At 72.0% G+C, this 21035-nt stretch carries 14 protein-coding genes; 3 read left to right on the top strand and 11 right to left on the bottom strand.

Going from position 1 to position 21035, the window contains the following annotated elements; translation table 11 throughout:
- The 3 genes from ABD350_RS18790 to dxr form a co-directional block, all read right to left on the bottom strand.
- The coding region (locus ABD350_RS18790; protein WP_260828868.1) for a flavodoxin-dependent (E)-4-hydroxy-3-methylbut-2-enyl-diphosphate synthase at positions 1-169 on the bottom strand (169 nt) is incomplete at its 3' end.
- Between the two features lie 170 nt (positions 170-339).
- A complete protein-coding gene (locus ABD350_RS18785; protein ID WP_344349304.1) occupies positions 340-1632 on the bottom strand; it encodes a M50 family metallopeptidase in 1293 nt (430 codons plus the stop codon).
- A gap of 8 nt (positions 1633-1640) precedes the next feature.
- Positions 1641-2909 (bottom strand): 1-deoxy-D-xylulose-5-phosphate reductoisomerase, encoded by a 1269-nt coding sequence (gene dxr / locus ABD350_RS18780; protein WP_344349296.1) that lies wholly within the window; start codon positions 2907-2909, stop codon positions 1641-1643.
- Between the two features lie 155 nt (positions 2910-3064).
- Between dxr and ABD350_RS18775 the strand changes: the two genes are divergently transcribed.
- Complete coding sequence (locus ABD350_RS18775; protein ID WP_344349295.1) at positions 3065-3523, top strand: lamin tail domain-containing protein; 459 nt, start codon at positions 3065-3067, stop codon at positions 3521-3523.
- Here the strand turns inward: ABD350_RS18775 and ABD350_RS18770 are convergent.
- Positions 3520-5457, bottom strand: coding sequence for an acyl-CoA dehydrogenase family protein (locus ABD350_RS18770; protein WP_344349294.1), 1938 nt, complete (start codon positions 5455-5457; stop codon positions 3520-3522). The two genes, ABD350_RS18775 and ABD350_RS18770, sit on opposite strands and share 4 nt — an antisense overlap.
- Before the next feature lie 328 nt (positions 5458-5785).
- Here ABD350_RS18770 and ABD350_RS18765 point away from each other — a divergent pair, with 328 nt between their 5' ends.
- Positions 5786-6799: a LacI family DNA-binding transcriptional regulator gene (locus ABD350_RS18765; protein ID WP_344349293.1), complete on the top strand. Its 1014-nt coding sequence runs from the start codon at positions 5786-5788 to the stop codon at positions 6797-6799.
- Positions 6800-6846: 47 nt separating this feature from the next.
- Here ABD350_RS18765 and ABD350_RS18760 read toward each other — a convergent pair whose 3' ends face one another.
- The 7 genes from ABD350_RS18760 to ABD350_RS18730 form a co-directional block, all read right to left on the bottom strand.
- Positions 6847-7560, bottom strand: coding sequence for a glycoside hydrolase family 12 protein (locus ABD350_RS18760; protein ID WP_344349292.1), 714 nt, complete (start codon positions 7558-7560; stop codon positions 6847-6849).
- A 34-nt stretch (positions 7561-7594) separates the two neighbouring features.
- A complete protein-coding gene (locus tag ABD350_RS18755; protein WP_344349291.1) occupies positions 7595-9787 on the bottom strand; it encodes a glycosyl hydrolase family 95 catalytic domain-containing protein in 2193 nt (730 codons plus the stop codon).
- A complete protein-coding gene (locus ABD350_RS18750; RefSeq protein WP_344349290.1) occupies positions 9784-11754 on the bottom strand; it encodes a beta-galactosidase in 1971 nt (656 codons plus the stop codon). The genes ABD350_RS18755 and ABD350_RS18750 overlap by 4 nt, the downstream gene beginning before the upstream one ends.
- Entirely contained in the window at positions 11751-13931 is a 2181-nt protein-coding gene (locus tag ABD350_RS18745) for a WD40/YVTN/BNR-like repeat-containing protein (RefSeq protein ID WP_344349289.1), read from the bottom strand. Before ABD350_RS18745 ends, ABD350_RS18750 begins: the two co-directional genes overlap by 4 nt.
- Before the next feature lie 134 nt (positions 13932-14065).
- Positions 14066-15013 carry a carbohydrate ABC transporter permease gene (locus ABD350_RS18740; protein ID WP_344349288.1) on the bottom strand — a complete coding sequence of 316 codons (948 nt, stop codon included), beginning with the start codon at positions 15011-15013 and terminating at the stop codon, positions 14066-14068.
- Positions 15010-15975, bottom strand: a complete 966-nt coding sequence (locus ABD350_RS18735; RefSeq protein ID WP_344349287.1) for an ABC transporter permease — start codon at positions 15973-15975, stop codon at positions 15010-15012. Before ABD350_RS18735 ends, ABD350_RS18740 begins: the two co-directional genes overlap by 4 nt.
- Positions 15976-16019: 44 nt before the next feature.
- The gene (locus ABD350_RS18730; protein ID WP_344349286.1) at positions 16020-17702 is read right to left on the bottom strand and encodes an extracellular solute-binding protein; all 1683 of its coding nucleotides are present in this window, start codon (positions 17700-17702) and stop codon (positions 16020-16022) included.
- Between the two features lie 338 nt (positions 17703-18040).
- Here ABD350_RS18730 and ABD350_RS18725 point away from each other — a divergent pair, with 338 nt between their 5' ends.
- On the top strand, positions 18041-20875 hold the full coding sequence (locus ABD350_RS18725) for a glycoside hydrolase family 3 C-terminal domain-containing protein (RefSeq protein ID WP_344349285.1): 2835 nt from the start codon (positions 18041-18043) through the stop codon (positions 20873-20875).
- Positions 20876-21035: the final 160 nt, after the last annotated feature.

Genomic DNA, 21035 nt, shown 5'->3' with positions numbered 1-21035 from the left:
TCTGCTGGAGCGTGGCGCCGATGTCGGACGTACGGGTCGTGGTCATCGACTGCACCGACACCGGCGCGTCCCCGCCGACCGCCACGCTTCCGACCTGGATCTGCCGGCTCTTCCGGCGCTCGGCGAGCTTGGTCGGAACGGACGGCATGCCGAGAGAAATCGCAGTCATCTGCTGTGCAACCCCAAGTCGTGGTTCAGGATCCGGGTCCCGTGAACGGCGGGCTCCAGGGTCCGAGATTACGGCACCGGGCCGCGCGCCACACATCACACCCGTAATCCGGCGCGGTCCCGGGCGGCCCGGAACCCGAGGGGATTCCGGGCCGCGTGAACACCGGGTGGCTAGGAGATCTTCACCGGGTTGACGAGGTCCGCGATGAGCACCAGGACGGTGAAGCAGACGAAGATCCCGGCCACCACGTACGCCACCGGCATCAGCCTGGCGACATCGAACGGGCCGGGGTCGGGCCGGCGCAGCACCTTGGCCAGGTTCCGCCTGAGGGCCTCCCACAGGGCGCCCGCGATGTGCCCGCCGTCCAGCGGGAGCAGCGGGAGCATGTTGAACAGGAACAGGGAGAGGTTGAACATCCCGAGCATCATCACGAACATCGCCACCTGCTGGGAGGCGGGGATGTCCAGGGTGGCGATGTCGCCGGTGATGCGGGCGGCGCCGACGATGCCCACCGGGGAGTCCGCTTCGCGCGGGCCGTCACCGAAGGCGGCGTCCCACAGGGCGGGGATCTTGCTCGGCAGGGCGGCGAGGGAGTCGACGGCGTCGCCGACCCGGTCGGTCATCCAGGACACGGAGTCGTCGAAGTCCATCTTGACCACGCCGGTGGCGGCACCGAAGCCGAGGAAGCCGGCCTCGACGTACTTGCCCTGGACGTAGCCGCCGTTGGAGTCCTTCTCGGTGACCAGGTTGGTGGCGATCGTGGCGTGCAGGGTGAGCCGCTCGCCGTCGCGCTCCACGACGATCGGCACGTTCTTCCCGGCGCTGTCCCGGATGAGGTCCGAGAGGGTGTCCCAGTCCTTGGTGGGCTTGCCGTCGAAGGAGACGATCGTGTCGCGGGCGTGGATGCCGGCGGCCTGGGCCGGGGAGGGCTTGTCGGTCTTCTTGCAGGTGTCGCGGTTCTCGCTCTGGGCGATGACACAGGGCGAGACGGAGGCGACGGTGGTGGTCTGCTGCTGGACGCCGAAGCCCATGAGCACGGAGAAGAACAGGCCGATCGCGAGGATCAGGTTCATGAAGGGCCCGGCGAACATGACGATGACCCGTTTCCACGGTTTGCGCGTGTAGAACATGCGCGTCTCGTCGCCGGGCCGGAGTTCCTCGAAGGCCGCCGAGCGGGCGTCCTCGATCATGCCGCGCCACGGGGAGGTGGAGCGGGCGGCGACCCGGCCCTGGTCGTCGGGCGGGAACATGCCGATCATGCGGATGTAGCCGCCGGCCGGGATGGCCTTGATGCCGTACTCGGTCTCGCCCTTCTTGCGCGACCAGATGGTCGGGCCGAAGCCGACCATGTACTGGGGCACGCGGATGCCGAAGAGCTTGGCCGTGGACAGGTGCCCCAGCTCGTGCCAGGCGATGGAGACGAGCAGGCCGATCACGAAGACCACTATGCCGAGGATGAACATCAAGGTCGTCATGCACGCGCCTCCGCGGTCGCCGTCGTGGCTGTGAGTTCACGGGCCCGGGCGCGGGCCCAGGTCTCCGCTTCGAGGACGTCCGACACGGTGAGTGAAGTTCCCGCGGCCGGGGTGCCGTGCTCCTCGACCACCCGGGTGACGGTCTCCATGATCCCGATGAAGGGCAGCGCGCCGTCCAGGAAGGCCGCGACGCACTCCTCGTTGGCCGCATTGAACACCGCCGGAGCCGTGCCCGCGAGCCGCCCCACGTGCCGGGCGAGGTTCACGGAGGGGAAGGCGTCGTTGTCCAGCGGGAAGAATTCCCAGGTGGACGCCTTGCTCCAGTCGAAGGCGGGCGCGGCGTCGGGGATCCGTTCGGGCCAGCCGAGACCGATGGCGATGGGCCCGCGCATGTCGGGGGGCGTCGCCTGGGCGATGGTGGATCCGTCGGTGAACTCGATCATCGAGTGGACGTACGACTGGGGGTGCACGACCACCTCGATGCGGTCGAAGGGAATGTCGTACAGCAGGTGTGCCTCGATGACCTCCAGTCCCTTGTTGACCAGCGTCGCGGAGTTCACGGTGATCACCGGGCCCATCGCCCAGGTGGGGTGGGCGAGGGCGTCCTGGACGGTGACGCCGGCCAGCTCGGCCTTGGTCCGGCCGCGGAAGGGGCCGCCGGAGGCGGTGACGACGAGCTTGCGCACATCGGCGCGGGTGCCGGCGGCGAGGGCCTGGAAGAGGGCCGCGTGCTCGGAGTCCACGGGGATGATCTGGCCGGGCTTGGCGAGCGCGGTGACCAGCGGGCCGCCGACGATCAGCGACTCCTTGTTGGCGAGCGCGAGGGTGCGACCCGCCTCCAGGGCGGCCAGGGTCGGGGCGAGGCCGATGGAGCCGGTGATGCCGTTCAGGACGGTGTGGCAGTCGGAGGCGGCGAGCTCGGTGGCCGCGTCGGGCCCGGCGAGGATCTCGGGCAGCGGCTCGGTGCCGTACGCGGCGGCGAGCGCCTCGCGCAGCGCGGGTACGACGTCCTCGCGGGCGACCGCCACGGTCCGCACCCGCAGCCGGTGCGCCTGCTCGGCGAGGAGGGCCACCCGGCCGCCGTTCGCGGACAGGGCGGTGACCCGGAAGCGGTCGGGGTTGCGCAGCACGAGGTCGATGGCCTGGGTGCCGATGGATCCGGTGGAGCCGAGGATCACCACGTCCTTGGGGCCGTCGCCGGCGACGGGGTCGTAGACGAGGTGCGGATCGGCGAGGGGTGCCGGATGGGCGGGACTGTCGGTCATCCTCCCATTGTTGCGGCATGGGGCGGCGGGCCGGACAGCGCGTCCCCCGGGTGGGTGCGGTGGCCGGAATTCCTCCTGTGAAACCGGCATGAAGATCTTGTGATAAACACTTCGTTCCGCATGATTCACGGACGACATCCTGGGGGGATATCTCCATGCGCACCGTGCGCCTTGGCGCCGCCCTGCCCGCACTCGCGGGCGCGGCCCTGCTTACCGGCACCCTGCTCAGCACCCCGGCCGAGGCCGCCGGGGGCGTGAGGATCCACCACGTGTGGTTCGACAGCCCCGGCACGGACAACCGCTCCAACAAGAGTCTGAACGGCGAGTGGGTCCAGCTGAAGAACACCGGCGGCCGGGCCGTCTCGCTCAAGGGCTGGGTGCTGAAGGACGCCTCCAACCACAAGTACGTCCTCCCGAACGTCACGATCGGCGCCGGGAAGTACCTGAAGATCCACACCGGCAGCGGCTCGAACACCGCGTCCGACAGGTACCAGGGCCGCCGCGCCTACGTCTGGAACAACGACAAGGACACGGCCACCCTGACCAAGTCCAACGGCACCAAGATCGCCTCCTGCTCCTGGACGACGCGGGACCCGAGCGACAAGTACTGCTAACTCCCGTAGGGACGACGGGCGTTCTCGCGTGTCGGGGGGCCGGGGGTCGCGTCGGCGATCCACGGCCCTTCGCCCGACGGGTCGAGGATGCCCTCCTCCAGCCAGGTGTGGGAGCCGGCGAGGACGGACTTGACCAGTCTCCGGTCCGCGGCGTCGGTGTTGGTCCACAGGCGGGTGAACAGTTCGTCGGCGCGGATGCGGGCCTGGCGGCAGAAGGCGTCGGCGAGCCGGTAGGCCTCGCGGCCGTGGTGTCCCTCCGCGCGCAGCCGTTCGGCGCGTACGCAGGCCGCGCTCATCGCGAACAGTTCGGCGCCGATGTCCACGACCCGGCCGAGGAAGCCCTGCTTGGTCTCCAGCCGGCCCTGCCAGCGGGACATGGCGTAGAAGGTGGAGCGGGCGAGCCTGCGGGCCGCGCGCTCGACGTAGCGCAGGTGCCCGGAGAGGTCGGCGCCGTGCCGGAATTCGGCATACGAGTGCGGGAGCTGGCCGGGGCCCGTGAGGAGTCGCGGGAGCCACCTGGCGTAGAAGACACCCGCGTGCGCGCCCGCCCTCGCCTTGTCGGCCAGGGTCTTGTCGGGGTCGATCAGGTCGCCGGCGACCGAGAGGTGGGCGTCCACGGCCTCCCGGGCGATCAGCAGGTGCATGATCTCCGTCGACCCCTCGAAGATGCGGTTGATGCGCAGGTCGCGCAGGATCTGCTCGGCCGGGACCGGGCGTTCGCCGCGTGCCCGGAGCGACTCGGCCGTCTCATAGCCGCGTCCGCCGCGGATCTGGACCAGGTCGTCGGCCATCCTCCAGGCCATCTCGGAGCCGTAGAGCTTGGCGAGGGCGGCCTCGATGCGGATGTCGCGGCGGTCCTCGTCGGCCATCTGGGAGGACAGGTCGAGCACGGCCTCCAGGGCGAAGGTCGTCGCCGCGATGAAGGCGATCTTCGAGCCGACGGCCTCGTGCAGCCCGACCGGCTTGCCCCACTGCTCGCGTTCCGCCGCCCACTCCCGGGCGATCTTCAGACACCACTTGCCGGCGCCCGCGCACAGGGCGGGCAGCGACAGCCGGCCGGTGTTCAGCGTGGTCAGGGCGATCTTCAGGCCGGCGCCCTCGGGGCCGATCCGGTGGGCTGCCGGGACCCGCACCCGGTGGAAGCGGGTGACGCCGTTCTCGATGCCGCGCAGGCCCATGAAGGCGTTGCGGTTCTCCACGGTGATGCCCTCGGAGGCGGCCTCCACCACGAACGCGGTGATGCCGCCCGGGTGCCCCTCGGACTTCGGCACCCGCGCCATGACCACGAGGAGGTCGGCGACCACTCCGTTGGTGGTCCACAGTTTCACCCCGTCGAGGACGTACTCGTCGCCCTCCGGCACGGCCGTGGTGGCCAGGCGGGCCGGGTCGGAGCCCACGTCCGGTTCGGTGAGCAGGAACGCGGAGATGTCGCCGCGGGCGCAGCGGGGCAGGAAGGCCTCCTTCTGCTCCTTCGTGCCGAACAGCTTCAACGGCTGCGGTACGCCGATCGACTGGTGGGCGGAGAGCAGCGCGCCGACGGCGGGGCTGACGGAGCCGACCAGGGCGAGGGCCTTGTTGTAGTAGAGCTGGGTGAGGCCGAGGCCGCCGTACTCGGGGTCGATCTTCATGCCGAGGGCGCCCAGTTCCTTCAGGCCCGCCACCACCTCGTCCGGGATGCGGGCCTCGCGCTCGATGCGGGCGGGGTCGATCTCCGTCTCGCAGAAGGCGCGCAGCTTCGCCAGGAACTCCTCGCCGCGCCGGACGGACTCCTCGTCGGGCAGCGGGTGCGGGTGGATGAGGTCGAGCCGGAAGCGGCCGAGGAACAGTTCCCTGGCGAAGCTGGGTCCCCGCCAGTCCCGCTGCCGGGCGGCCTCCGCCACCCGGCGGGCCTCGCGCTCGGTGACGGTGGTGCGTGGGGTGGTGGTGGCGGACATGGAGGGTCACCTCGCCGCGGAGAAGGACGACCGGGACCGTTCGGGACCGGCCGGTGCCACTGGATCGTTGGTACCCGAAACGGGCGGGGCCCACCACCCGGGCGGAGCCGGCCGGGTTTAGCGTGGAGCCCCCGGTGACCACCGCGTCGAGCCGTCGGCGGCCGCCGTCCGGCGTGGCGGTTGCCAGGAGAGCGCAGTGATTGACTGTCGAAGCGCTTCGACAGCCTATGGACACCCCGGGTTACCTGGAGATAGGGTCGATCAGACCCTCACCCACCCTGTCGGCAACGCGCAGTGTCGAAGCGCTTCACAAAGCTTGGAGAGCCGGATGGTCACCCTCGCCGAGGTCGCCCAGCACGCCGGAGTCTCGGCGAGCACGGTGAGCTATGTCCTCAGCGGCAAGCGGTCCATCTCCGCCGGCACCCGGCAGCGGGTCGAGCAGAGCATCCGGGAACTCGGCTACCACCCGAACGCGGGCGCCCGCGCCCTGGCCGGCAAACGGTCGAACATCATCGCGCTGATGATCCCGCTGCGCACCGACCTGTATGTGCCGGTGATGATGGAGATCGCCATCGCGGTGGCCACCACCGCCCGCACGCACGGCTACGACGTCCTGCTGCTCACCGGCGAGGAGGGCCCCGACGCGGTGCGCCGGGTCACCGGCAGCGGGCTGGCCGACGCGATGATCCTGATGGACGTCGAGCTGGAGGACGAGCGGCTGCCGCTGCTGCGGGGCACCGACCAGCCCTCCGTGCTGATCGGTCTGCCCGCCGACACCGGCGGCCTGACCTGCGTGGACTTGGACTGGAGCGCGACCGGCGCGCTGTGCGGGGAGCACCTGGCGGGGCTCGGGCACCGTGACATCGCTGTCATCGGCGAGGCCCCGGCGGTCTACGAACGGCACACCGGCTTCGCCGAGCGCACCCTGGACGGGCTGCGCTCGGCGGCCCGCGAGACGGGCGTGCGGCTGCTGCACCGGCCGTGCGAGGGCGGGTACGACGCGATGGCCCTCACCCTGGCCCGGGTGTTCGACGAGCGCCCGGGGACGACCGGGTTCGTGGTGCAGAACGAGTCGGCGGTGGAGCCGCTGCTCGCGCTGCTGCGCCAGCAGGGCCGGGCGGTGCCCGAGGACGTGTCCGTGGTCGCGATCTGCCCGGACCAGGTCGCCGTGCAGGCCTCGGTACGGCTGACCTCGGTGGCCATCCCCGCCCAGGAGATGGGCCGGCGGGCCGTGGAGCGCCTGGTGGCCAAGCTGGACGGGCGGGGCGGCGACGAGGTCGTCCTGCTCGCGCCGGAGCTGACCCGGCGGGCGAGTTCGGGACCGGCACCGGCCGCGGACTGAGGCCGGCCGGTGCCGGGGGCCGGCCCCCGCGAGGGAGCCGGCCCGGCTCAACTACCGCTGATCGTCAGGCTGTTGGTGGTGAAGTCCAGGCCGCCGGACGAGGACGTGATCTCGTAGCCGAACTGGACGTCGCCGATGGTCTCGTTACCGAACCAGTGCTTGGTGTCCTTGATCCACTTCAGGATCGGCAGGATGTTCACCGTGCCGGAGCCGGAGTTGGAGGTGCGGATGAAGGAGAACACCTCGTTGGCGCCGTTGGTGCCCTTGTAGACGGTCCAGGTGTGACCGCCCAGGGTGACGTTGCCCTGTGAGGTGCCGAGGGGGCCGACGGGTCCGGTCTTGTTGACCCAGAGCATGATCTCGTAGTCGTAGTCCGTGTCCCAGATGTCGTACGACGTGTTGTAGGCGCCGGACGCCGGGACGGTGACGTTGTAGCTGCTGGTGAGCGAGGTCAGCGAGGTGATCGGCTTGTTGATCACCTTCTTGGCGTTGGGGTAGGACTTGATCCCGCCGGTGTTGGGGTGGTCGGCGTGCACGCCCCAGTTGGTGCCGGAGTTGGCCCACACGCACTGGCTGCCGGCGCCGGAGCCCCAGATGTTGTTGTAGAGGGTGTAGCCGTTCAGGGTGGTGTTGCCCCACTGGTCGCAGGTGTTCCAGACGGCGGCGGAGGCGGGCGCCGAGGCGAGGCCGACGGTGGCGCCGAGGGCCAGTGCGGGGGCGAGCAGGGCCTTGGCGACCCGGCCGATGGTGCTCGTTGCCATGGTGTCCCTTCCATGGGTGGGGGTGTGGGGAGTGTCACCGCGCCCTCAGGGTGAGGACGCGGTCTTCTCCGGCGACCAGTTCGAGGGGTTCGGTGCCGGAGGAAGTCCGCAGTTCCACGCGGTGGGTGCGGCCGGGGCGTACGACGGCCCGGGCGCCGTCCGGGCCCCAGGCGAGATCGACCTCGGCGCCGAACCGGGTGCGGATCCCGCGCAGTTCGCCGCGCGGGCAGGTGTCCGGGACGGCGGGGAGCAGGATCAGGCGGTCCGGGGTGGACTGCACGAGCATCTCGATGAGCACGCCGGGGAGGGTGTGCGCGGCGTCCGCGTTGTAGACGTCACGGCGGGGGTAGTGGGCGCTCATCAGGGAGGCGTGGAAGAAGTCGCCGTCGAGGACCCGGCGCAGGGCGCGCCCGGCCCGGTCCCGGTCGCCGAGCCGGGCGGCGATCAGGGCGTGGTGCAGCCGGCCGTGGGCGGAGTCGTTCTCGGCGCCGCGCAGCCCGAGCGCCCGGTGGGCGGCGGCGGCCAGGCGCGGGGTGTCGTAGGGGGTGATCTCCTCCAGGGGCCAGACGCCGTAGAGATGGCTGAGGTGGCGGTGGTCGTAGTTGTCGTGGAGGCCGGGCCAGGCCCATTCGGCGAGGGCGCCGTCGGAGTTGATCCGGTGCGGGGGCAGCCGCTCGGCCAACGCCCGCCACTTGTCCGCGTGTTCGGGGTGGTAGCGGGCGGCGGTGAGCAGGGTGTGCCGGGCGGCGGAAAGGTCCATGGCCGCGTTGAGCGCGCCCCAGCCGCCGTTCGCGGGGCGGTTCTCCGGCGAGTAGGAGGGCACGATCACCAGGTGGCCGTCGGCGTCGGTGCGGGTCAGGAAGTCCTCGTAGAACAGGGCGGCCTCGGCGAGCGCGGCGGCGGTGCGCGGGTCGTGCTCGCCGCGGATCTCGTCGTGGTCGACCAGCGGTTTGAGCAGCCAGTCCGCCCCGGCGGTCCACAGGTGCAGCGGGTACTCGCGGCTGAAGTGGTACGACAGCCCGGACTCGCCGTCGCTGTGCGAGGGCGCGACCGCGCCCCGGGTGCCGAAGATCGAGCGGGCGTTGGCCCGCCAGTCGGGCAGTTGCCGGGCGACGAAGGCGGCCAGCGCCTCGGTGACCTCGGGCAGCGCGGCGGCGGGCGCGGCGGCGGTCTGGAGGTTGAGGTTGGCGTTGGTGGTGAACGCCCCGGACCAGGCGGTGTCCCAGTCGCCGGTCCACAGTCCGGTGAGCCGGGGCGGGTGGTGGCCGCTGCTGGAGAGCAGGTGGTAGCGGCCGGCCGCGAACAGCCGTTCCAGCAGGGCCGGGCTGTGCGGGCGCTTCAGCAGCTCGGAGCCGGGCAGGGCGCGCTCGGCCGGGTCGGCGCCGAGGTCGAGACCGACCCGCAGATAGGCGGGGCGGTGCCGGTCCAGGTGGCGGGCGAGCAGGGTGCCGTAGGGGCGGTCGGTGCCGTCGAGCAGGTCCTTCAGGTGCCGGGCGGCGGCGATGACGTCCGTCTCGCCGGTGTGCCGGAGCACCCGGGTGAGCAGCAGCGCGGAGCGGCAGCCGGTGACGCGGACGCCCGGCGGGGTGAGTTCCGTCCGGCCGCCGGCGACGGCGACGAGGGTGACGCCGGTGTAGGCGCGGTCGCTGTCCGGGTACCGCACGCGCAGGCTCAGCAGGGCGCCCTCGGGGGTGAGCAGCGCGCCGTGCCCGACCCGCAGCCCGGCCGGGGCGCCCGGCAGCCGGTGGTCCAGGGTGATGTGCAGGTCGCCGGCGGTGACCTCGTGGACGATCACGTCGTCCGCGCGGGAGACGAAGACACGGCTCGCGGTGCCGCCGTGGGCCGCGGTGACCTCGCCGCTGGTGAAGTCGACGGCCCGGCGCGTCTCCCGGGCGGTGCCCGCCGGCCGGCGCACCCGGACCCGGAAGGCGGGGTGGAAGGGCTGCACCCACTGCAGCGGGCGGCCGTCGGTGAGGGCCTCGGCGGCGGTGAGGTGCCCGGCGAGCAGCCGGTCCTGGACCTTTGGGAGCGCGGCGGCCAGCCGGGGCGGCCGGGCGTGTTCGCCGCCGTTGGGCCGGACGAGGGTGTGCTGGGTGACGATGACCCGCTCGTCGTCCGGGTCGCCGAACACAAGGGCGCCGTGGTGGCCGTTGCCACTGAGGAAGGCGTCCTCCCAGCGCGCGGCCGGGGCCGGCTCCCAGGTGCCGTGGACCGGGGTGGCGCTCATGGCCGCAGTACCGCCACGCCGTAGCGGCCGAGGGTGACCGCGTCCCTGACCTCGGTGTTCCCGAGCAGGTCGCGGTGGGTGCCCGGGACCGGGACGGTGACCGGTTCCCGCCCGTGGTTCAGCAGGAACAGCAGTTCCCCCCGGCGCACCGCCTCCACCCCCTCGGGCAGTCCGTCCAGCACCGGCCGGATACCGGCCCCGGCGGCGATGCCAGCCAGCAGGGAGCGCAGCGCCTGCGGCTCGGGCAGCGTGGACAGGTACCAGGCGCGGTCCCGGCGCAGTACGGCGGGCAGCCCGTCCAGTTCCCCGCCCCGGTAGGGCACGGTCTCGGCGGCCCCGGGCAGCGGCTCGATCTCCTCCGACCACAGCGTGCCGCGGAACCCCTCGCACCGGATGGTCTCCCCCGCCTCCAGCGGCCACCACTCGTGCAGGGTGCGGATGCCGAACAGCTCGCGCAGCCGGGCGTCCATGCCGCCGGGGCGGACCCGGTCGTCCTCGTCGACGACGCCGGTGAGGAAACCGCACACGAGGGTGCCCCCCGCACCGGCGTACGCGAGGAGGTTGGCGAGGGCCGGGTCGGTGAGGAGGTACAACTGCGGGGCGACGACCAGCCGGTAGCCGGACAGGTCGTCCTCCGGGTGGGCGAAGTCGGCGGTGAGGTGGGCCTCCCACAGGGCGCGGTGCCAGGCGGTGAGCACCTCGGGGAAGTCGACCAGCGTCGACAGGCGCCCTTCGTGGTCCCCGGCCCACCAGGAGTCCCAGTCGTGCAGGATCGCCACATCGGCGCTGATCCGGCTGCCGGACACCTGGTCCGCGATCCGGGCCAGGTCGGCGCCGAGCCGCTTGACCTCCTGGAACGTACGGCCCTCGGGCCCGGCGTGGCCGACCATCCCGGAGTGGAACTTCTCGGCGCCCTGCCGGGACTGGCGCCACTGGAAGTAGCAGACGGCGTCGGCGCCGCGGGCGACGGCCTGGAGGGACCACAGCCGGTTCAGTCCGCGCGGTTTGGGGTGGTTCACCCCGCGCCAGTTGACCGGCCCGGCCGCCTGTTCCATCAGCATCCACGGCCCCCGCGCCTGCGAGCGGGTGAGGTCCTGCACGAGCGCGCCGCGCTGGGCGCCGAGCGGGTCGCGCGGGTCGGGATACAGGTCGACGGAGACGACGTCCTCCTCGCGGGCCCAGCGCCAGCCGTCCTGCCCGGTCCACAGCGGCATGAAGTTGGTGGTGACCGGCAGGTGCGGGGTGTGCCGGCGGACGATGTCCCGCTCGGCGGTGTAGCACTCCAGGAGCATGTCGGAGGTGAACCGCCGGAAGTCCAGCACCTGGCCGGGGTTCCTCATGTAGTGCGGCCGGCGCGGCGGCAGGATGCCGTCCCAGGTGTCGTAGCCCTGGCTCCAGAAGTCGGTGCCCCAGGCCGAGTTGAGGGCGTCCAGGCTGCCGTACTTCTCCCTCAGCCAGCGGCGGAAGGCGGCGGCGGCCTCGTCGCCGTAGTCGAAGGTGCAGTACTCGTTGTTGATGTGCCACATGGTGAGCGCCGGGTGGCCGGAGTAGCGGGCGGCCAGGTCCTCGGTGATGGCGGCGGCGTACCGGCGGTAGGTGGCGCTGGAGTGCGAGAAGTGCTGCCGGCCGCCCCACCATTCGATCCGGCCGTCGGCGTCCCGGGGCAGGGTGTCCGGGTGCAGCCGGCCCAGCCAGGGCGGCGGGGAGGAGGTGGGCGTGGCGAGGACGACCCCGACGCCGTGCTCGTGCAGGAGGTCCATCAGACGGTCCAGCCAGCCGAATTCCCGCGCCCCGGGTTCCGGTTCGAGCCGCGACCAGGAGAACACGCCGACCGTGACGGAGTTGACCCCGGCCTCCCGCATCAGCCGGACGTCCTCGTGCCAGGTCTCCTGCGGCCACTGCTCGGGGTTGTAGTCGCCGCCGAAGAGGAGGCGGCCCCGGGTGACGTCGGCGAGGGTCGGCTTCACGCGGGCTCCCCGTACTGGATGCCCCGCCCGTTGGTGGCGAGGTAGACCCGGCCGTAGCGGCGGGGGTCACCGGTGACGGCCTGCCCGGTCCAGCCCCACTGGTGGGCGTCGTCGTTGATCCGCACCCAGGTGCGTCCCTCGTCGTCGGAGCGCAGGACGGCCACACCGGAACCGGTGAGCGCGCCCACCTGGTAGAGGGCCGGGTAGCGGGCGCCGGGGGCGGCCTTGCCGAACCCGAGGGTGTACGACGCCCGGACCCCGTCGACCCTGGTGAAGTCCGCGCCCGCGTCGGTGGACCGGTACAGCCCGTTCTCCTTGGCGCTCACCCACAGGTCGCCCGTCCGCCCCGGGGCCGCGGCCAGCTGGAACTGGCTGTCACCGGCAGGCAGTCGGGAGAACCGGGGGACGAAGGTACGGCCGTGGTCGGTACTGCCGTACAGGGTCCCGGTGACGGTGTCGTAGGCGTGGAAGACGGCCGGGTCGGCGGGGTCGGCGACCGGGGTGGCCCCCTTGGGGAAGGACGGCACCTCGGCCCAGGTGCGTCCGCCGTCCGCCGAGCGGTGGGCGGGGTAACCGGTCCCGTCCCCGTGCACGAAGGTCCACAGCAGCACGCTGCCGTCGGCGCTGACGGCGATGGGGCCGGGGGCGTCCTCGGCGAGGGCGGGCTGGGCCGGGAAGGGCGACCAGGTGCGTCCGCCGTCGGTGGAGAAGGCGCCGTTGCCGTGGTCGCCCCAGCCGGTGCGCACGACGTACGACGGTTTCGCCGCGGCCAGCGCGAGGCCGGTCGCCGTGCCGAAGACGGGGTTCGTGGCCATGCCGGGCCTCGGGGAGGCGGTCAGCCGCTCGTGGTACAGCACCCCGATGTCCCCGTTGCCGCTGATCAAGGTGGCCTGCCCGGTGGGCGGTGAGATCAGCTGCCGGACCGAGGTCTCCTCCAGGCCGCGGACCCGGGGCGCCCAGTGGACGAGGTCGCGGGTGCCGTAGACGGTGGCGCCGGTGCCGTAGAGGATGTGCGCGCTGTCGTACGGGTCCACGGCGACGGCCTGGATCCACCAGCCGAACTTCGGTTTCTCCGCACCCCAGTTCAGGTACGGCGTCTCGGACACGTCCAGCACGGCGGTGTCCTTCAGGGAGGCCCAGCTGCGGCCTCCGTCGGTGCTGCGGTACAGGGTGTCGACCGCCGACCAGCGGTTGTTGGTGGACACCACGACCGTGCCGGGGCGGCCGGCGGCCACGGCGATGCCGCCGTAGCCGAAGGTGTCGGCACCGCCCGGGACGGCCGGGGTGACATCGGTCCACGCACCGGTGGCGGTGTCCAGCCTGTGCACGCTGCCGGTGGTCTGGCCGTTCGGGCCGGGCGCGTCGGCGTACGTGACGTACAGCGCGTGGGCACGGGGGTCGTGGGCGGCGCGGACGGGGACCTTCGCGCAGGCGCCGACGGGCTGTCCGGGGACGGGTTCCCATCTCGTGCCGTCGGTGGTGCGGTACAGGTTCGGGTGCGCGCCCGTGCCGTCGCCGTCGCCCCATCCGGCGTAGAGAGTGCGGCCGGCGGCGAGGAGCAGGGTGACACCTTGACCGGTACCGCTCGGGACTCCCGGGAAGCCGCTGCTCCGCAGCCAACTGGCGCCCCTGTCCGTGGACTTGAGCAGACCGTCGTGGCGGGTGCCCAGCCAGAGGGTGTCGCTGTCGCGCGGGTCGACCAGGAGCCGTTCGCCGGTGCCGCGGCCGTCCTCGTTGGCGCCGAGCGGGACGGGGAGGGCACTGCGGTGCCAGGTGCGGCCGCGGTCCTCCGAGCGCAGGAGGGCTCCGTTGCCGGCCCAGGGCCGGGCGTACGTGCCGAGGGCCAGGTACAGCCGGTCGGGGCGGGCCGGGTCGACCGCCAGGGCCTCGACGCCGAGCAGGTTCCAGTCGTCCCAGCCGAGGTGGTCGGTCAGGGGGGTCCAGCGGTCGGTGTCCCGGTCCCAGCGGTAGGCGCCGCCGATGTCGGTGCGGGCGTAGGCCAGGCCGGGGGCGGCGGGGTGGAAGAGGAGACCGGTGACGAATCCGGTGCCGCCGATGACCGCGGTGCGCCAGCGGTACGCGGCCCTTTCGGGTTCGGCCGCGTGTACGTGGGCGGGCAGGGTCGTGAGTGCGGCGGCTGCTGCGGTGCCGGCCAGGACTGTTCTGCGGGTGGGCATCGGGTACCTCGGGTGGGGTGTCTGCGTGGGTGGTCCGGTACGAGGGCTGGGGCGTCGCGGGGAACCGCGCGAGCGACCCACGCGGAGCCGCAGTCGCCGACGCACCGCACCGCCCCCTTCCACAGGCGCCGCCGTCACCCCTTCACCGCTCCCGTCAGCATCCCCTTGCGGAAATGCCTCTGGACGAACGGCGAGAGGACGGCCACCGGCAGCAGGGCCAGCACCATCACGGCCATCTGGATGGCCAGCGGCGACAGTTGCCCGGTGTTGATCTGGGCCGACAGCCCCACCGGCCGTTCCTGCTTCTGCACCAGCTGGATCATCACGTTCTGCAGCGGCATCTTCTCCTGGTCGGTGAGGTAGATCGACGCGTTGAACCAGGCACTCCAGTACCCGACCGCGTAGAACAGCGTGATCACCGCGAGCACGGCCCGGGACAGCGGCAGCACGATCCGCCACAGGATCCGCCAGTCCCCCGCCCCGTCGATCCGCGCGCTGTCGACGAGTTCGGGCGAGATGCCCATGAAGAACCCGCGCAGCACGAGGATGTTGAACACGCTCACCGCGCTCGGCAGGATCAGCGCCAGGTAGGTGTCGGTGAGGCCGAGCGCCTGCACCAGCAGGTACGTCGGGATCAGCCCGGCGCCGAAGAACATCGTGGCGAGCAGCGTCATCAGGATCCAGCGGTGGCCCAGCGAGTCCCGGCGGGACAGGCCGTAGGCGCACAGCACCGACACCGTCATGCTGAACAGCGTGCCGACGACGGTCACCCCGACGCTGACCAGCGCGGCCCGCTGGACCTGGCCGCCGCCGAGCAGTTCCTGGTAGGCGACGAACGTGATGCCCTTGGGGATCACCACGAGTCCGCCGGTGTCGTCGATGACCTTCTTCGGGGACAGGCTGGTGACGATCACGATCCACAGCGGGAACAGGACGGCGAAGCACGCGATCCCGAGGACCAGCCCCTTCGCGGCGAGTCCGGCCTTCGCCGGCTCCTCCTCCCAGGCCGGCCGGGGCGGCGCGGCCCACCGGCTCCGCTCGCGCACACCCTCCGGCGCCGGCCGGTCGACCACGGCGCTCACTTCTTGTACACCCCCTGCTCGCCCATCAGGTGGGCCGCCTTGTTCGCCACGAGGACGAGGGTCAGTCCGACGACGCCCTTGATCAGGCCGGCTGCCGCCGCGTAGCTGAAGTCCTGGTTGCGGATGCCGTTCCACCACACGTACGTGTCGAGCACCTCGGAGGCGTCCGGGCCGACCGCCTGCCGCTGGAGCAGGAACTGCTCGAAGCCGACGGTGAGGGCGTCGCCGACGCGCAGCACCAGCAGCAGGGCGATCACCGGCCGCAGCGCGGGCAGCGTGATGTGCCACATGCGGCGCCAGCGCCCGGCGCCGTCCATCGCGGCGGCCTCGTACAGGTCGTTGGAGACGGCGGCCAGGGCCGCGAGGAAGACGATGACGCCCCAGCCCGCGTCCTTCCAGACCATCTCGGCGGTCACCAGGTACTTGAAGACCGACGGGTCGGTCATGAGGTCGAAGCCCGGGTGCCCGTGTGCGCGCAGGGTCTGCGCGAGGACGCCGGCGCCGCCGAAGATCTGCTGGAAGACGGTGACGACCAGCACCCAGGAGAAGAAGTGCGGCAGATACATGATCGCCTGGGCGACCGCGCGGACCCGGGGCCGGAGCACGCTGTTGATGAGCAGGGCCAGCGCGATCGGGATCGGGAAGAACAGCACCAGCTGGAGGAGGAAGAGGACGAACGTGTTCTGTACGGCGTGCCAGAAGCCGGCGTCGTCGAAGACCCGTTGGAACTGGTCCAGGCCGACCCAGGGGCTCTGGAAGACGGCGGTGAAGCCGTTGTCGCCGAGGTAGGGGTCGTAGTCCTGGAAGGCGACGACGTTGCCGAGGATCGGGACGTAGTGGAAGACCAGGAGCAGCAGCACCACGGGCAGGGTCATCAGGATCAGGGTGCGGTCGCGCCGGAACCTGGTGCGCAGGCCGGTCCCCCGGGTGCGCTCCCGGCGGCCGGTGGCGCCGGACGCCACCGGTTTCCGTTTCGCCCCGGCCCTGCTGCGGGGCACGGCGGAGGTCACTGCGCCGAACCGGTGGAGTCGAGCAGCTCGCGGTACCAGTCGCGCAGGTCGTCGCCGCCCTGCTTCCTCCACTCGGAGACCGCCTGCTGCACGTCGCTGATCTTCTTGCGGCCGCGGACGACGTCGTCCTCCAGCTGTTCGAAGTCGTCGGCGAGGTTGGACCAGCGGCCGGGTTCGGTGATCGTCAGGCCGTAGAAGGAGGACTTCTTGGTGAAGGCGCCCATGCGCTGCTGCCACTCGATCATGCCCCGGGTGACCTCGGGGAAGTCGGGGTGGGCGACGTAGGCGGCGGGCTTGCCGGTGTAGTCGAAGGCGCCGAGGACCTCGTTGACGCCCTTGGTGGTCTTGGTGGGCACGCCCTTGTCGAGGGTGAAGTCGGTGCCCTCGACGCCGTACTCGGCGAGCAGGCGCTCCTTCGTGCCGTAGGGGGCGGCACAGAAGTTGGCGATGGCGAGAAAGTCCTTGATCTTCTGCTCCGACGCCGACTTGCTGACGAAGGTGAAGATGTTGCAGGGCTGGACGGCCCACAGGAGGGGGTCGCCGCCGTCGTGGGTGAAGATGTCCATCGCGGCCATCTCGAAGTCCGGGTTCTGCGCGTGCTGTTCGGAGGTCTTGCCGAACCAGTCGGACAGGTCGTTGTTGTAGACGAGGAGCTTGCCGGCGCCGAACCGGGTGCCTGCCGGGTTGGCGGTCTTGCCGGCCTTGTCGTCGGGGTGGACCACACCGGCGGCGAACAGTTTGCGGGCCCACTCCAGGGCTTCGAGGTACTCCTCGGTCTCGACGCGGTTGACCAGCTTGCCGCCCTGGAGGTTCCACCACAGCGCCTTGTCGCTGCCGTTGAGTACGCCGAAGGCGTTGAACGCGGTCCACTTCATGTCGGAGCAGGCCCACACCCCGCCCTTGGCGTCGGTGGCCTCCTTCGCCCAGGCGAGGAACTCGTCGGTGGTCTTCGGGGGTTGCCAGCCGCGCTCGTCGAAGACGTCCTTGCGGTAGAAGGGCGCGATGTTGGTGACGTAGGAGGCGGGCAGCGGGACCGCCCGCAGCAGGCCGCCGAAGATGGAGCGCTGCCAGGCGTCGGTGGGGACGGCGGCGAGGTTGGGGTAGTCCTTGACCTTGTCGCCGGACAGGTAGGGGCCGAGGTCGGCGAACTTGGCGTTGACGGCGCTGGGGATCTTGCCGTTGAGGTTCCAGCCGGGGACGACCACGACGTCCGGGATGTCGCTGGAGGCGAGGATCGCGCCGAGCTTCTCGTCGTAGGTGTTGCCGTCCTGGTTCTGCCACCTGGTCTCGACGCCGATGGCCTCGTTCATGGCCTTGTAGTACGGGTTGCCGTTGTCCGGCGGGGTGCCCCACAGCGGTGCCATGATCGTCAGCTCGCCGCCGCTGCCGAGCTTCTTCGGCACCGAGGTCTTCAGCCGGTGCGGGGCGAGGGCCTTGGTGAAGCCGGCGGCGGAGCCGTTCTTCGCGGGGATGTCCGGGGCGACGACGCTCGATGCCACGTACGCGGGGAGGAGCTTTCGGGCCGCCTTGCCGGAGGTGGTGCCTTCCTTGCGGCCCTCCTGCCCGCCGCCGCAGGCGGTGAGCAGCGGGAGTCCGCCGGCCACCGCCGCGGCGGCGACCGCGGTGGAGGCGAGGAAGCTTCTCCTGCTGGGAGCGGAGGAGGCGGCGTTCGGCGTCATTGCGTCAACCCTTCGTGGCGCACCAGGACACCCGGCGGTGGGCCGTCGGTTGCGGTGTCTTCGGTGGATCGGCTGAGCGGAAGCGCTGTGGTGCGTGGGCAGCCGTCGAAGCGCTTCGATGTTGCTGCGAGGTTAAGTGAACACCTGGGGGCACACAAGGGCCGATTCCAAGTTTCCCCGGACCCCCGACGCTCCTCCGGGTGGCCGTCACGCGCCTTGCCCTTCCGGAGAAGCGTCGGCCCTGTTTCGCACCGGCACCTTGACACCCCGGCTGCCGCGCACCCAGCATCGAAGCGCTTCGAAAGCGTCAGCCGCTCCATGCGCAAGGGGAACCTCACGTGACCGTTGACTCGCCGTCCACCCCGCCGTTCCGCGATCCGCGTCTGCCGTTCGCGAAGCGCGTCGACGACCTGCTGGCGCGGCTCACCCTGGACGAGAAGATCTCCTTCCTGCACCAGTACGCGCCCGCCGTGGAACGCCTCGGCGTCGCCGCCTGGCGCACCGGTCAGGAGGCGCTGCACGGGGTGGCGTGGATGGGTCCGGCGACCGTGTTCCCGCAGGCCGTCGGCCTCGGCGCGACCTGGAACCCGGAACTGGTGCGACGGGTCGGCGAGGCGGTCGGCAAGGAGGCCCGTGCGATGCGCGCCCGGGACGACCGCGTCGGGCTGAACGTCTGGTCCCCCACGGTCAACCTGCTGCGCCACCCGCTGTGGGGCCGCAACGAGGAGGGCTACTCGGAGGATCCCAGGCTGACCAGCGCCATCGCCACTGCGTACACCCGGGGTCTGCGCGGCGACCACCCCCTGTACTGGCGTACCGCGCCCGTGCTCAAGCACTGGCTGGCGCACAACAACGAGACGGACCGGGCCACTTCGTCGGCCTCCGTGCGCCCGCGGGTGCTGCACGAGTACGACCTGCGCGCCTTCAGGGAGACGGTTCAGGCGGGCGCGGTGGCCGGGGTGATGCCGGCCTACAACCTGGTCAACGGCCGCCCCAACCACCTCTCCCCGTATCTGCGCGAGCACCTGCGCACCTGGACCGACGAGGAGCTGCTGGTCTGCTCGGACGCGGGCGCGCCGTCCAACCTGGTCGACGCCGAGCACTACTTCGACACCCACGAGGAGGCCACCGCGGCGGCCCTGCTGGCGGGCGTGGACAGCTTCACCGACCACGGCACGGACGGCTCGCTGATCACCGCGCGGGTCAAGGGGGCGGTGGAGCAGGGCCTGTTGACGGAGTCCGACATCGACGCCGCCGTGCGCCGCCAGCTCTCCGTCCGGTTCCGGCTCGGCGAGTTCGACCCGCGCCATGATCCGCACGCGACCACCGGCGCGTTCGACACCCCGGCGCACCGGGCACTCGCCCAGGAGGCCGCCGAGCAGGCGATCGTCCTGCTGAAGAACGACGGCGGCCTGCTGCCGCCGGCCCCAAACGCCCGGATCGCGGTCGTCGGCCCGCTCGCCGACGAGTGCAAGCTCGACTGGTACAGCGGCACTCTCCTGCACCGCTCCACCCCGCTGGAGGGCCTGTACGAGCGGTTCGGCGCGCATCGGGTGGAGTTCGCGGAGGGCGTGGACCGGGTCCGGCTGCGGACGGCGTCCGGCGCGTTCCTGTCGGTGCCGGCGGCCGAGGCCCCGGACCGGGCGCGCGGTGCCGAGGGCGCGCTGGACCCGGCGCTGCTGTCCGGGCGCACCGATCTGCCGCCGCTCACCACCGGCCCGGCCGGCAGCGAGTTCGCGCTGGTCGACTGGGGCGAGGGGGTGCTGACCCTGCGCGCCCCCGACGGCCGCTATCTCTCGGTCGCCGAGGACGGCTTCGTGCGCGCCTCCGCCGACCAGCCCGGCGGCTGGGTCGTGCAGGAGACGTTCCGCCTGGAACCGCACGCCGGTGGTCACCTCCTCCAGCACCTGGGCACGGGCCGTCGTGTACGGGTCGCCACCGACGGCGTGAAGGTTGCCGAGGACGGCGATGTCTTCGAGGTGGTCACGGTCGAGCGGGGCGAGGAGGCGGTGGCCCGGGTGGCGGCCGGGGCGGACCTGGTCGTGGTGGTGGCGGGCAACGACCCGCACATCAACGGCCGGGAGACCGAGGACCGTACGACGCTGCTGCTGCCCGAGCACCAGCGGCGGCTGCTGCACGCGGCCCGCGCCGCCAACCCGCGCACGGTGCTGGCGCTGGTGTCGGCGTACCCGTACGCGGTGGACACGGACCGGCTGCCGGCCGTGCTCTGGACGGCGCACGGCGGGCAGGCGGCGGGCACGGCGCTGGCCCGGGTGCTGGCCGGCGACGTCTCCCCGGCCGGCCGGCTGCCCCAGACCTGGTACGCGGCCGATGCCGACCTGCCCGAGCTGCTCGACTACGACGTGATCGGCAGCCGCCAGACCTACCTGTACTTCGAGGGCACCCCGCTCTTCCCGTTCGGCCACGGCCTGTCGTACACGTCCTTCGCCTACGCCGGCCCGCACGCCCGGGTGACGGCCGGCTCGGTGCTGGTGGACTGCACGGTCACCAACACCGGGGACCGGACGGCGGACGAGGTGGTCCAGCTCTACGGCCGGGCGGTCCAGGCGTCGGTGCCCCGCCCGCGCCGCGAGCTGCTGGCGCACCGCAGGATCACGCTCGCCCCCGGCGAGAGGGCCGCCGTCTCCTTCGAAGTACCGCTGTCCGCGCTGGAGTTCTGGGATGTACGGCGGGGCGCGTGGCGGCTGGAGGAGGGCCCGTACGAGCTGCTGCTGGGTGCGTCCAGCGAGGATGTGCGGCTGCGGACGACCGTGCACCTGGACGGCGAGCCGCCGGCCGCGCGCCCGGTGCGCGAACACGGCCTGTCCGCCGCGGACTTCGACGAGCAGTCCGGGGTCGCGATCGTGGACCGTACGAAGACCGCGGGCGACGCGGTGACCCCGGCCCACGGCACGACGGCCGAACTGGTCTACCACGCCTGTGACTTCGGCGTCGGCGTGCGAGAGGTGACGGTGCGGGTGGCGGGCGAGGGCACCGTGGAGCTCTCCCTGGACGGCGGCCCGGCACGGACGGCGCTCACCCTGGACACCCCCACGGCGGACCCGTACACCTACACCACCCTCACGGCCGGCCTCACCGCCGAGGGCGTCCACGACGTCCGCCTCGGGTTGCGCGGCCCCGTCCGGCTCGCGCACGTCGGCTTCTCCGGTTGAGGGTCCGGAGAAGCCCGGCACCAAAAAGGGGCCCGGCACCGGAAGGCAGCGGTGCCGGGCCCCTTCGGATCGGCGGTCCGACACCAGGTTAGCTGAAAACGGTTGCCATTAACCAGGGTCCGGCGTCACCGGACACACGAACGGCCGCAGCCCCCGCACA

The sequence above is a fragment of the Streptomyces nogalater genome, from assembly GCF_039532885.1.
Lineage (GTDB): Bacteria > Actinomycetota > Actinomycetes > Streptomycetales > Streptomycetaceae > Streptomyces > Streptomyces nogalater.
Note: the sequence above shows the minus strand (reverse complement) of the source record. Positions and strands in the feature narration are given on the sequence as shown.